Raw genomic sequence first — 12921 nt, 5'->3', positions numbered from 1 at the left:
TCTCCGGGAGCCGCCCATGCGCGCCTTCACCGCAGCCGCCGCCGGCCTCGCCGCCGCGCTCCTCCTCGTCCTCACCATCACGGCGATCGGCGCCCCCGACGGCACCACCTCCCCCAAGCCGCTGCGGACCACCGTCCCCGCACACCCCTGACGGCAGGCACGCCGCACACCCCGCAAGGGAAGGGACGCACCGCCATGCGCCGCAAAGCCAGCCTGATACTCCTCGCCGTCGCGGTCTTCTGCACCGCGCTCTCCCCGCTGCTGCGCTGGTACGCCTTCCCGCGCCTCGCGAAGGTCCCGCCCAGCCAGTACCAGGACACCGTCCTCGTCGCCGAGCCCGCCACCCTCGTCGACTACGGAACCATGAAGGCCAAGAAGGTCCCCCGGCTCACCGTCGTCCAGACCCTCAAGGGCAACGTCGCCGCCGCCGACCGCATCGAGCGGAGCGCCGACCGCGACGTCGTCGTCTGGGACGCGCTCACCTACGTCGCCGGGCCCGACGGCAAGATGGTCTCCCAGATCCCCGAGCGCTACGTCTTCGACGCCCACAGCCAGGAACCGGTCCACGCCACCGGCGAAAGCGTCGACGGCGACCCCGTGCGCCGCGACGGCATCGAGTACAAATGGCCGTTCCTCGTCGAGAAGCGCGACTACTCCTACTACGACCCGCAGACCCGCGCCTCCGCCCCCATCCACTACAAGGGCACCCGCACCTTCCACGGCCTGGAGGTCTACTACTTCGAGCAGACCATCCCCTGGACCAAGGTCCCGCTGCCCAAGAAACTGCCGGTCAAGGGCATCACCGCGGACTCCGTCCGCAAGATGGGCACCACCCGCTGGTACACCACCAAGCGCATGTTCTGGGTCGACCCCGTCACCGGCGCCCCCGTCAACGGCGAGGAGATCCACAAGGAGGAGCTGCGCGGCGGCGACCTCCTCCCCGGCGGCGGCAAGGTCACCGCCTTCGCCGGACACGTCAAGATGCGCCCCGACTACGTCGACGCCGTCGTCGCCCTCGTCTCCTCCCAGCGCACCCTGGTCCTGCTCCTCACCAGCTATCTTCCCTGGGGCTTCCTCGCCCTCGGCGCCGCCCTCCTCACCCTCGGCCTCACCCTGGAGGCCCGCGCCCGCCGCCCCCGCCCGACCACGGCCGCACCCGCCGCACGGCCCGTTGTCAGTGGCGGACCGTAAGGTGACACCAGGACTGAACGAGCCGACAGCGCCTACGAATTGACCCCGGCCACGACGGCCCGCGCCACCCCGTGCCCCACCGCCGGCGCCGGCCCTTCACCCACCCACCGCACGCCTCCGCCCCGCCCCGACAACCCACCCGTCCCCTCAGCCCCGCTCCCGCTTCATCCGCGCCGTCGTGTACCGCGTCGGCTCGGCCGCCGACGGATCCTCGGGCCACGGATGCTTCGGATAACGGCCCCGCAGCTCCGCCCGCACGGACCGGTAACCATCCCGCCAGAAGGAGGCCAGATCCGCCGTCACCGCCGCCGGGCGCCCGGCGGGGGAGAGCAGATGGACGAGGACCGGCACCCGCCCGTCCGCCACCCGCGGCGATTCCTGCTGCCCGAACATCTCCTGCAACTTCACCGCCAGCACCGGCTGCGCACCGCCGTAGTCGACCCGCACCCGCGAACCGCTCGGCACCTCGATACGCTCCGGCGCCAGCTCCTCGAAGCGCACCGCGGCACCGGATGCCCACGGCAACAGCCGCCCCAGCGCCGCCCCGGCATCGATCCGCTCCAGATCCGCCCGCCGCCGCGCCCGGTCCAGCTCCACCCCCAGCCACTCCCCGGCCCGCTCCAGCAGCGCCGCATCCGACACCTCCGGCCACGGCTCACCCAACTCCCCGTGCAGAAAGGCCATCCGCTGCCGCAGCGCCACCGCCCCCGCCGACCAGCGCAACAGCCCGACGCCCTCCCGCCGCAGCCCCTCCGCCACCGCCTCGCGCACCGCCCCCGCGTCCGGCGCCGTGAGCGGCCGCGCCACCAGCTCGATCGCCCCCAGCCGCGTCACCTCCCGCGCCACGACATCGCCGTCCGCCCACCGGACCTCCTCGCCCCGGGAGGACAGCGCGCCCGCCGCCGCAACCGCCGTCGCCTCGTCGATCACCGCCGCCAGCCGCACCCGCGCGGATGCCGCCGCCACCGGACGGTCCGCCACCGCGACCGCCAGCCACCGCGCCTCCCGCAACCGCGAACCCGCCTCGCCGGTCTCCGCCCGCGTCCCGGACGCCATCAGAAAACTGCCCGCGCCCCGCGCCCGCGCCACCCGCTCCGGGAACGCCAACGCCGCCACCAGCCCGGCCACCGCATCGTCGTCCCCGACACCACCGGCACCCGACCCCGCACCACCGGAGCGCCCACCCGCGGCCCCGGACCCCGCCTCGGCCGCCACGTCGCCGGCGCCCTCCGGCCCGAGCCCCGTCACCGCCGATGCCAGCCGACGGGCCTCCTGCCGCCACCGCCCCGCATACGCATCGCCGCCCCGCCGCGCCTGCCGCCACGCGGCCGCCAGATCGTCCCCGTACGACCGCGGCGGCTCCTCGCTCAGCAACGCCACCACCTCGGCCGCCCGCCGCACCCCCACCTCCCGCGCGCCGTCCAGCAACGCCCGCGCCAGCCGCGGCGCCACCCCCAGCCGCGCCAACCGCCGCCCCCGTTCCGTCACCCGGCCGTCCGCATCCACCGCGCCGACCGCACCCAGCACCTCCCGCGCCGCCGCCATCGCCCCCGCGGGCGGCGGATCCAGCAGCGCCAGCCCCGCCGCCGACGGATCACCCCAGCACGCCACCTGCAACGCGAACGCCGACAGCTCCGCCACCTTGATCTCCGGGTCGGGGAACCGCGGCAACCGCCCGTCCTCCCCCTCCGACCAGCAGCGATACACCGCACCCGGCGCCTGGCGCCCGGCCCGCCCGGCCCGCTGCCGGGCCGCCGCCCGCGATGCCCGCACTGTCGCCAGCGCCCCGAGGCCCCGCGCATGATCCGTCCGCGGCACCCGCGCCAGCCCGCAGTCCACCACCACCCGGACCCCCGGAACCGTCAGACTGGACTCCGCGACCGCCGTCGCCAGCACCACCCGGCGCACCCCGTCCCCACCGGCCAGCACCGCGTCCTGCACCTCCGCCGGGGCCCGCCCGTGAACCTGCAGCACCTCCGCGTCCACCCCGGCCAGCAGCCCCGCCACCCGCCCGATCTCCCCGGCGCCCGGCAGAAAACACAGCACATCGCCCGACCGCTCCCGCAGCGCCCGCCGCACCACCCCCGCCACATGCGCCAGCAGCGCCGGATCCACCCGCATGCCGTGCGCCGGCCGCACCGGACGCTCCGGCGGCGCCCACACGACCTCCACCTCGTGGGAGGTGCCCTCCGCCGTCACCACCGGAGCCGGCCCCTGCGAACCGCCCAGCAGCGCCGCCCACCCCGCCGCGTCCGTCGTCGCCGACGCCGCCACCAGCCGCAGCTCCGGCCGCAGCGCCGCCCGCACGTCCAGCAGGAACGCCGCCGCCGTGTCCGCGTCCAGATGCCGCTCATGGCACTCGTCGAGCATCACCACATCGACGCCGGCCAGCTCCGGATCCCGCTGCAACCGCTGCAGCAGCACCCCGGTCGTCACCACCTCCACGGCCGTACGCGGCCCCACCCGCCGCTCCCCGCGCACCGTGAACCCCACCCGCTCACCGACGCGTTCCCCCAGCAGCCACGCCATCCGCCGCGCCGCCGCCCGCGCCGCGATCCGCCGCGGCTCCGCCACCAGCACCCGCCGCCCCGGGCCGCGCCCCACGAGCCCCGCCAGCTCCAGCGGCACCAGCGTCGTCTTGCCCGTACCGGGCGGCGCACACAGCACCGCGCTCCCCGGCCCCTCCAGGGCCTCACGCAGCGCGGGCAGCGCGGAACGGGCGGGCAGCAGACTCAGTACGTCATCGCGGATCACCCGCCCAGTCTGCCGCCCCGCCACCCGGACGGGCCCGCCCCCGTCAGCGCCGCCGACTCACTCCGCCACGCACACGAAGATCGCCGTCCCCGGGATCAGATACCCGCGCAACGGCGACCAGCCGCCCCACTCCTGCGTGTTCTCGTCCGGCCACTCCGGCTCCACCAGATCCACCAGCCGGAACCCGGCCGCCACCACGTCGCGCACCCGGTCACCCACCGTCCGGTGATGCTCTACGTAGACCGCGCGCCCGTTCTCGTCCTGCTCCACGTACGGGGTCCGGTCGAAGTACGACGCCGCCACCGACAGCCCCTCGGGCCCCGGCTCGTCCGGGAACGCCCAACGGATCGGATGCGTCACCGAGAACACGAACCGCCCGCCCGGCCGCAGCACCCGCCGCACCTCGCGCAACACCCGCACCGGATCGGCGACGAACGGAATCGCGCCATAAGCGGAGCACGCCATGTCGAACGCGCCGTCCCGGAACGGCAGCGTCCCCGCGTCCGCCTCCACCAGCTCCACACGGCCCGCGCCCGCACCGTCCGCCGCGTCCCCGATCCGCAGTGCGTGCTGCAACTGCCGGTGCGAGAGATCCAGGGCCACGGGGTGCGCACCCTGCGCCGCCAGCCAGCGCGCGCACTGCGCCGCGCCCGCACCGATCTCCAGGATCCGCAGGCCCTTCAGCCCCGCGGCCGGACCGAGCAGCCCGGCCTGCTCCTCGTCCAGCCCCTCCGGTCCCCAGACGAACCGGTCGTCCCCGAGGAACGCGCCGTGCTCGCTCTGGTACTCGTCGGCGTTCCGGTCCCACCAGCCGCGGCTGGCCTGGCTGCTTTCGGTTGCGGAGGCATGACGTCGGGTCGCCTCCGGCTCGTACTCTTGGTTCATCGCGCCCGTCGTCGTAGTCTTCGCTGAGCTTGCAGCAGTAGGGACGGCGGGGTCCTCTGGGCCCCGCGGAACATCACGCGTGCCGGTAATCGGGCGTTCTGCCCTGGGTGTGCGGCTTCGCGCATTGACCCTGCCCGGCTGCCCCCGTATGCTACAAGTTGCGCTGCGGGCTTGTGCGCCTCAGACGGAGCAGGTCGCGCTCGCATCTGTATGTATGTCCCCTCGGTTTTCGAGGCGTTTCGGTTGGCTCCGGTCTGTGCGGGGCTTCCGGGGAAATGCCTCTGACGCTGTCCGGCTTGTGCAGAAGCGATAACGGCTCTCGGCGTAGCAGTACCTACGACTTCAATGTCCGTACCGGAGCCCTTTCCCACATGACGAGCAGCACCGAGACCACCGCCACCACCCCGCAGGTTGCGGTCAACGACATCGGTAACGAGGAAGCCTTCCTCGCCGCGATCGACGAGACGATCAAGTACTTCAACGACGGCGACATCGTCGACGGCGTCATCGTGAAGGTCGACCGGGACGAGGTCCTGCTCGACATCGGTTACAAGACCGAAGGCGTGATCCCCAGCCGCGAGCTGTCGATCAAGCACGACGTCGACCCCAACGAGGTCGTCGCCGTCGGCGACGAGATCGAGGCCCTGGTTCTCCAGAAGGAGGACAAGGAAGGCCGCCTCATCCTGTCCAAGAAGCGCGCTCAGTACGAGCGTGCCTGGGGCACGATCGAGAAGATCAAGGAAGAGGACGGGATCGTCACCGGTACCGTCATCGAGGTCGTCAAGGGTGGTCTCATCCTCGACATCGGCCTCCGTGGCTTCCTCCCGGCCTCCCTGGTCGAGATGCGTCGCGTCCGCGACCTCCAGCCCTATGTGGGCAAGGAGCTCGAGGCCAAGATCATCGAGCTGGACAAGAACCGCAACAACGTGGTCCTGTCCCGCCGTGCCTGGCTGGAGCAGACCCAGAGCGAGGTCCGCCAGACCTTCCTCACCACCCTCCAGAAGGGTCAGGTGCGCTCCGGCGTCGTCTCCTCCATCGTCAACTTCGGTGCCTTCGTGGACCTGGGCGGCGTCGACGGTCTCGTCCACGTCTCCGAGCTGTCCTGGAAGCACATCGACCACCCCTCCGAGGTCGTCGAGGTCGGCCAGGAGGTCACGGTCGAGGTCCTCGACGTCGACATGGACCGCGAGCGCGTCTCCCTGTCGCTCAAGGCGACCCAGGAAGACCCGTGGCAGCAGTTCGCCCGGACCCACCAGATCGGTCAGGTCGTCCCGGGTAAGGTCACCAAGCTCGTTCCGTTCGGTGCGTTCGTCCGCGTCGACGAGGGCATCGAGGGCCTGGTCCACATCTCCGAGCTGGCCGAGCGCCACGTGGAGATCCCGGAGCAGGTCGTCCAGGTCAACGACGAGATCTTCGTCAAGGTCATCGACATCGACCTGGAGCGTCGCCGGATCTCGCTGTCGCTGAAGCAGGCCAACGAGTCCTTCGGCGCCGACCCGATGGCGGTCGAGTTCGACCCGACCCTGTACGGCATGGCCGCGTCCTACGACGACCAGGGCAACTACATCTACCCCGAGGGCTTCGACCCCGAGACCAACGACTGGCTGGAGGGCTACGAGGCCCAGCGCGAGGCCTGGGAGAACCAGTACGCCGAGGCCCAGCAGCGCTTCGAGCAGCACCAGGCGCAGGTCGTCAAGTCCCGCGAGGCCGACGAGCAGGCTGCGGCCGAGGGCGCTGCGGCGCCGGTGGCCGGTGGCGGCAACGCCGGTGGCGGCAACGCCGGCGGCGGCTCGTACTCCTCGGAGTCGGCGGACAACTCCGGCGCCCTGGCGTCGGACGAGGCCCTGGCCGCGCTCCGCGAGAAGCTGGCCGGCGGCCAGAGCTGAAAAGCTCCCCGCTAGGCACTAGCCGATAGGCGAAGGCCCGCCCCTCTTGGGGCGGGCCTTCGTCGTTCCCGCGACCGGCCGGTGACGGATGTCCGGGGCTTCGCGCACGACGGGTCCGTCGCGGCCGCGGTCCGGTCTCACCGCGAGTGTGCGGTTTCCGCAGGTCAGCCCACCGGAATGCCAGGATTGGCGACGCCGCGTCCGCCGGTCACGGTGTTGTCGCCCGCGATCGTCACCGGGCACTTCTTCGCGTCGTAGTTCGTGATGTTGAAGCCGTAGCGGCCCTCTCCGGAGGCACCGCTCAGGTCGGACTTGTTGCCCTTGAAGACCGTGCCGCATCCCCAGCCGGACTCCTGGGAGTGCGTCTCGTATCCGTTGTTACTGGTGTGGCGGCCGGTGTTCTTCTCGACCAGGACGTCGTTGCCCTTCACGTCGACCCAGGAGTCGTCGAAGTTCGCGCCGGTCAGTCCGCTGCCGTCGAAGGTGTTGCCGACGATCTTCGTCCCCGTCGTCCCTTCCTTCACATCGACGTTCTCGCCGCCGACGCCCGGACCGATGGTGTTGCCGAGGATCTGCACGTGATCACTGTGATCGTCCGTGCCGCCCGCGCTGCCGACGTACACGCCCTCGCCCATTCCGCTGCCGCCCTTGCCGGTGTCGCGGATCGTCGAGTTCTTGATGACCCCGTCCTTGCTGGACTTACGGAAGTGGACGCCCTCCATGTCCAGGTCGTGCACGGTCACCGAGTCGATCACGACGCCGTTCGCGCCGTCCATCATGATGCCCTTCTGCCCGCCGGTGACGGTGATGCCCTTGATCGTCCAGTACGAGGCGCCGTTCAGATGCAGCCCATAGCCGCCACCGGCGGTGAGGATCGCCTTGGATGATCCGGTGAGCGTGATCCGTGATCCGGAACTGCCCGCAGCCGACGTCTTGAAGTTGCCTTTGTACGTACCGTCGGCGAGTTGGATCGTGTCGCCGGGCTTCGCTTCCGCCAGGGCGGACTTGAGCTGCGATGCGTTCGAGACCTCGATCGTGCGGGTGGCGGAGGCGGTGGGCGATGCCGTGGGGGAGGCGCCCGCCGTGCCGGTCAGGGCCGCGCCGGCGGCCAGTGCCAAAGCGGCCGAGGCGGCGAGAAGGGGTCCGGTGCGCATTCATCTGCCTTTCCGTATATGAACGTGGGGCGGAAATGTGAATCGCGAGGGTGGTCGAGAAGCTAGGGGCGCGGCAGTTCGAGCGTCAAGGGTGCTGCATGGGCATGAACGAAGACGCGGTTCATAAGAGTGAACGCAAGGTGATGTGCGGGTGCACACGCGGTCTCGTGGTGCGCCTCATGGTGACGCAGGTACGCCGGGCCCCGGAAGGATGGGAGACTCAGGGCCGCCCAGGACCCCGCCGACCGTGTAGCTTCCCTGGCCGGGGCCCCGGACACCCGGACGCCGGAGTGCTGCGGCCCGACGGTTCGGAAGGACGGTCCCGCCAGGGCACGCCGGTGGGGAAATCCTGGCCGGATGCTGTCGGGCCCGCGGTCGCAACCGGGAATGTGGCATCCCGGCCGGATGTTGTCCCGGACGGACACACGAAGGAGCGGACACTGTGTTGGATCCCCAGGGGTTGTACGAATGGGAGCCGAGCGGGCTCGCCGAGGTGGAAGCCATCACCGCCGAGGACACCGCCGGACTGGTGCTGCTGTACCACTTCGACGGCTACATCGATGCAGGTGAGACCGGCGACCAGATCGTCGAGCGACTGCTGGACGACCTCCCGCACCGCGTCGTCGCCCGCTTCGACCACGACCGGCTCATCGACTACCGCGCCCGCCGCCCCCTGCTGACCTTCGACCGCCACCGCTGGACGGACTACGAAACGCCCCGCATCGAGCTGCGGCTCGTCGAGGACACCACCGGCGCGCCCTTCCTGCTGCTGTCCGGGCCCGAACCCGATGTCGAATGGGAGCGGTTCGCCGCCGCCGTCCGGCAGATGGTGGAACACCTCGGCGTACGACTCTCCGTCAACTTCCACGGCATCCCGATGGGCGTCCCGCACACCCGCCCCGTCGGCATCACCCCGCACGGCAACCGCACCGACCTCATGCCCGGCCACGCCGACGTCTTCGAGGAGGCAAAGGTCCCCGGCAGCGCCGAATCCCTGATCGAGTTCCGGCTCGCCGAAGCGGGACACGATGTGCTCGGCGTGGCCGCGCACGTACCGCACTACATCGCCCGGTCGCCCTACCCGGACGCCGCGCTCACCGCGCTGGAAGCCGTGACCGCCGCCACCGGCCTGGTTCTGCCCGGCGCCGCACACTCCCTGCGGACCGAGGCGCTCCGCACCCAGGAAGAGATCGAGCGGCAGATCTCCGAAGGCGATGAGGAACTGGTCGCCCTGGTCAGTGGGTTGGAACACCAATACGACGCGGTGGCGGGCGCCGAAACCCGCGGCAACCTCGTGGCGGAAGCGGTCGACCTGCCCTCCGCCGAGGAGATCGGCAACGAACTCGAACGCTTCCTGGCGGAACGCGAGGCGGACGGCGGAACCGCCTGACACCGGGTGCGTACGGGGCCGAGGTTCGGGGCGCGCCGCGAGTCCCGGTCCAGCCCCTGCGGGCCTCGGATCCGGGCGGCCCCTGAGCGGGTCGGCGAGGCCGGCGTATAGCGTGGGCTCATGGTGAAGGTCGGACTGACAGGCGGAATCGGCGCCGGCAAAAGCGAAGTCTCGCGACTGCTGGCCTCCTACGGCGCGGTGATCGTGGACGCCGACAAAATCGCACGCGACGTCGTCGCCCCCGGAACCCCCGGACTGGCGGCGATCGTGGCGGAGTTCGGCGACGGCGTACTCGCGGAGGACGGGAGCCTCGACCGCCCCAAGCTCGGCGGCATCGTCTTCTCCGACCCCGCCAAACTGCAAGCCCTCAACGCCATCGTTCACCCCCTCGTCGGAGCCCGCTCGGCCGAACTGGAAGCCGCAGCCGGGCCCGACGCCGTCGTCGTCCACGACGTACCGCTGCTCACCGAGAACGGCCTGGCACCCCTCTACGACCTGGTCGTCGTCGTCGACGCGACCCCCGAAACCCAGTTGGACCGGCTGGTACGCCTGCGGGGCATGTCCGAGGACGAGGCGAAGGCCAGGATGGCGGCCCAGGCCACTCGCGAACAACGCCTCGCCGTCGCCGATGTCGTCATCGACAACGACGGGCCGCTGGATGATCTGGAGCGGCAGGTGCGTGAGGTGTGGGAGAGGTTGGGGGAGGGGTGAGGACGGGGGGGCTCTTCGGGGCGGGGGCTCCCCCTCCCCCCTCCCCTCCCCCCCCGCCCCACCCCGCCCCGCCCCTCAGCTCTTTCCGCTCTCCGTGTCGCATCCGTTTCGGTTGTCCTGGCCTCGCGCAGGTCGCGAGCTGAGGCGACGGCGCCGTCACCTCGCCCGCCTACATCCCGTCGGGAATGCAGCGGCAGGCGTTGTCGTTGTGCGGTGAGTATCCGACCGGGTGGCCCCGACCAGGCGACCACCCGGTACCCGCCGGAAGGAGGCAGCCGTGCAGCAGCGCAGCCCCGCGACCTTTGTCATCGATTACCGCACCGCGGAGCAGTTGCTCGACATCCGTGACCCCCGTGGTGCGATCCGGCTGCTCGATTCGATCATTGCGGTGCACCCGGAGAACACCGCGGCGCGGCTGCTGCGTGCTCGCTCCTACTTCCTCGCGGCTCAACTCCGTCCGGCCGAGTTGGAGTTCCAGGTCGTGCTGGAGCGTGAACCGGACAACGCGTTCGCGCACTTCGCTCTGGGACGGACCTTCGAGCGGGCCGGCCGCCCGGAAGAGGCGCAGCGCCACTTCCGTCTCGCCGCGGCCCTCGAACCGAGGCCCGACTTCCTCGAAGCGGCGCGCTTCGGGACCGGTGCCGACGACGTCGGCCCTGATCTGCCGCCTGCGCCCGCTGCCTGATCCCGGTGATCCAGGAGACCGGAGGCGGGCCCGGCCTCGGGTCTGCCTCCTCTCCATGGGATGACGACGTGGACGGGATCACGAGTCCGGTGAGGCTATGGATGTGGTCGGCCCTGCGGCCCCGAGGGGCGGGGCCGGGCGAGGGCCTTGTTCCGGCCGTGGTCAGGCTCGTAGGGCGGTATGTCTTTGCCCGGTTGGTAGTGCGGGCCCTGATGGATGTGCCGGATGACCATGGCCAGGTCCATCAGGGTCACCACGGCCAGAGCGGCGCAGGCGGCTGCCCAGCCGGGCCTGCCGGCCATGACGAAAGCCACGGTTCCGGCGACGGTCCAGACCAGCCCCCAGACGATCAGTCCGAAGCGTATTTTCAGCGGACTGCGAGCGTGAAGGGGCTCATTTCCCGTGCGCATGGCCATCCATCTCCTGCCTCCATGGTCCTCCTGAATCGTGGGGCCGTCACTCACCGGTGCGTAGCTCCGCATCACCCTGCGTAGAAAGGGCGAGCCCGTGCGGGGGCGGCTGGCGAGATGCGAGCCGAGGCGCCTCCGTCAGCGATTCGGTCTCCTTCCGTCCGTTCTGGCTGTGCCCATCGGTCCGCGCTTCGTGTCCTGGTCGGGCGCGGATGTGGTCAGGGGCGGGGATCGCCTGCCGGGTGTCTGTTGATCCAGGACAGTCCGCCGATATCGAGCCGGGAGCGCGCTCGGGTCACCGCTACGTAGGCGAGGCGGGCCTCGTCGGGATCGACGGGGCCGGGGAGCGGTATCCCGCGGTCGTCGTGCTCGTCCAGATCATCGGGCTCCGTGAATCGTCGCCGATTCGTACGCTGTCCCATTCACGTCCCTTGGCGCGATGGGCCGTGGAGACGGTGACCTCGGCGTGCTCCTCGGGTGAGAGTTGGTCCAAGGTGGCCAGGACCGCCCCGCTTCCGTGGGTGTCGACGAGCTCCACCAGTGGCAGCAGATCCCGGCCCGCCGGGTCGTACTCGGCGTACTCGCGCAGCTCGCCCCACGAGGCGAAGAGCATCAGCTCCGGGTGTGCGGTGGACCGGCCCGATCCCAGATCGTGCGCGGCCTGGGCCAAGGAACGCAGCGGCCCGCTGCCGCCGGCGAGCGCCACCGTGCGGCCCGTCGCCAGCTGCCGTTCACCTCCCTCATCGCACCCGCGTTGGACCGGCAAAGGATCGCCCGAGGCGCATGGACCGCCGCGAGTTCTGTGGTGCGCCACGGCGCTCCGGTGAGGCGTAGGGGCGCGTTCGCCAGGGTCAGCCAGCGGTTCGCCTCATGAGCGAGTGCCGGGCCGAACCGGAACGAGTGGGAGAGGCGGAGATGCTGGCCGGGGGATCCGGTCATGATGTCGCGGGCCCCGCGCCAGCCGTAGACGGCCTGTGCGGAGTCGCCGACCAGCACCACCTGGGCGTGGTCCCGCTGTGCATCGAGGAGGTGTTCCACGACCGGGTTGGTGTCCTGGGCTTCGTCCAGGAGGAGGTAGTCGGTCGAGATGACGGGATCCTGCAGTGCCCACATCTTGAGGTAGTGATCGTGGAGGAACCGCACCGCACCCCGGTCCGGGTTCTGCAGATCGGCCCATGCCTTGCGTGCGTAGGGGAGAACGGCATCGGCGAGTCGGCTGTGCAGCGGCTCGGCCTCGGCTCCGCGCAACGGCGGAACATGATGGTGCGCGAGATCGGGGTCCGCGGACTGGCAGAAGCGGTTGACGGTTCGCAGGGCTGTGCAGGACAGGGCCCGGTTGGTGATCTTGCGGGGGCCGAGTCGTAAGGACATCTCCGTATCGATGCCGAGAGCTGCGCCGGTCCGCCATCCCGAGCGTCGGGGGGCGTCCATACGGGCCCGGTATTTTCTGCCGACTTCGGCGTAGGCGAGGGCGTGCGCGGTGGTGCAGGTGGTCTCTGCGGGGAAGTGGTGGGCGGCGTCCTTGGCGATGGATCTGTTGAAGGCGAGGTAGCGGCCGCGGCGGCCTTGGGCGCGCGCCTCATGCGCCAGCATGGCGAGGGTCGTGGTCTTTCCCGTGCCGGCACCGGCCTGGACGACGAGGTGTGAGCCGGTCCGGAATGCCTTCGCCGCCGCGAGCTGTTCGGCGGTGGGAGTGGGGTGAGTGGTGGTGCCGTGGGCGCGCATGAGCCTCTCCTCAACGAGACGAGTTGGTCACGGAAAGTGATTTCGTGACTCACTGTAATCCCTTCGCTGTCGATGTGCGAGACCTTTCGCGGGCTGTGGAAAACCCTCGCGAGAGACGAGGTGGCGAGGT

10 protein-coding genes and 1 pseudogene are annotated in these 12921 nt (G+C 71.1%); 6 read left to right on the top strand and 5 right to left on the bottom strand.

The genetic code is table 11. From position 1 onward, the window contains the following. Positions 1-16: 16 nt before the first annotated feature. A complete protein-coding gene (locus ABT345_RS00790) occupies positions 17-151 on the top strand; it encodes an SPW_0924 family protein (protein ID WP_345083016.1) in 135 nt (44 codons plus the stop codon). A gap of 44 nt (positions 152-195) precedes the next feature. After that, the gene (pgfA, locus tag ABT345_RS00785) at positions 196-1191 is read left to right on the top strand and encodes a cell envelope lipid trafficking protein PgfA (RefSeq protein WP_345083013.1); all 996 of its coding nucleotides are present in this window, start codon (positions 196-198) and stop codon (positions 1189-1191) included. A 147-nt stretch (positions 1192-1338) separates the two neighbouring features. Here pgfA and hrpB read toward each other — a convergent pair whose 3' ends face one another. Both hrpB and ABT345_RS00775 read right to left on the bottom strand, forming a co-directional pair. Next, positions 1339-3945 carry an ATP-dependent helicase HrpB gene (gene hrpB, locus ABT345_RS00780; RefSeq protein WP_345083010.1) on the bottom strand — a complete coding sequence of 869 codons (2607 nt, stop codon included), beginning with the start codon at positions 3943-3945 and terminating at the stop codon, positions 1339-1341. 57 nt (positions 3946-4002) lie between these two features. Continuing rightward, a complete protein-coding gene (locus ABT345_RS00775; protein WP_345083008.1) occupies positions 4003-4830 on the bottom strand; it encodes a class I SAM-dependent methyltransferase in 828 nt (275 codons plus the stop codon). A 371-nt stretch (positions 4831-5201) separates the two neighbouring features. Between ABT345_RS00775 and rpsA the strand changes: the two genes are divergently transcribed. After that, positions 5202-6716: a 30S ribosomal protein S1 gene (gene rpsA, locus ABT345_RS00770; RefSeq protein WP_345083006.1), complete on the top strand. Its 1515-nt coding sequence runs from the start codon at positions 5202-5204 to the stop codon at positions 6714-6716. Positions 6717-6880: 164 nt separating this feature from the next. On the opposite strand, the gene ABT345_RS00765 is transcribed toward rpsA, so the two are convergent. Continuing rightward, positions 6881-7870 carry a right-handed parallel beta-helix repeat-containing protein gene (locus tag ABT345_RS00765; RefSeq protein ID WP_345083004.1) on the bottom strand — a complete coding sequence of 330 codons (990 nt, stop codon included), beginning with the start codon at positions 7868-7870 and terminating at the stop codon, positions 6881-6883. A 442-nt stretch (positions 7871-8312) separates the two neighbouring features. On the opposite strand from ABT345_RS00765, the gene ABT345_RS00760 reads away from it, so the two are divergent. The 3 genes from ABT345_RS00760 to ABT345_RS00750 all read left to right on the top strand — a co-directional run bounded on the left by ABT345_RS00760 (position 8313) and on the right by ABT345_RS00750 (position 10656). Continuing rightward, positions 8313-9260 (top strand): PAC2 family protein, encoded by a 948-nt coding sequence (locus ABT345_RS00760; RefSeq protein ID WP_345083002.1) that lies wholly within the window; start codon positions 8313-8315, stop codon positions 9258-9260. Positions 9261-9380: 120 nt separating this feature from the next. Beyond that, positions 9381-9971: a dephospho-CoA kinase gene (coaE, locus tag ABT345_RS00755; protein WP_345082999.1), complete on the top strand. Its 591-nt coding sequence runs from the start codon at positions 9381-9383 to the stop codon at positions 9969-9971. 277 nt (positions 9972-10248) lie between these two features. Beyond that, complete coding sequence (locus ABT345_RS00750) at positions 10249-10656, top strand: tetratricopeptide repeat protein (RefSeq protein WP_345082996.1); 408 nt, start codon at positions 10249-10251, stop codon at positions 10654-10656. Between the two features lie 95 nt (positions 10657-10751). On the opposite strand, the gene ABT345_RS00745 is transcribed toward ABT345_RS00750, so the two are convergent. Together ABT345_RS00745 and ABT345_RS00740 are read right to left on the bottom strand one after the other, a co-directional pair. After that, the gene (locus ABT345_RS00745; RefSeq protein ID WP_345082993.1) at positions 10752-11066 is read right to left on the bottom strand and encodes a DUF6343 family protein; all 315 of its coding nucleotides are present in this window, start codon (positions 11064-11066) and stop codon (positions 10752-10754) included. A gap of 218 nt (positions 11067-11284) precedes the next feature. After that, positions 11285-12791: pseudogene (locus ABT345_RS00740) on the bottom strand (UvrD-helicase domain-containing protein). Positions 12792-12921: the final 130 nt, after the last annotated feature.

This window comes from Streptomyces sp. NPDC000404 (genome assembly GCF_040300365.1).
Taxonomy (GTDB): domain Bacteria; phylum Actinomycetota; class Actinomycetes; order Streptomycetales; family Streptomycetaceae; genus Streptomyces; species Streptomyces ramulosus.
The sequence above is the reverse complement of the archived record's forward strand: the minus strand, read 5'-3'. Positions and strand labels throughout refer to the sequence as shown.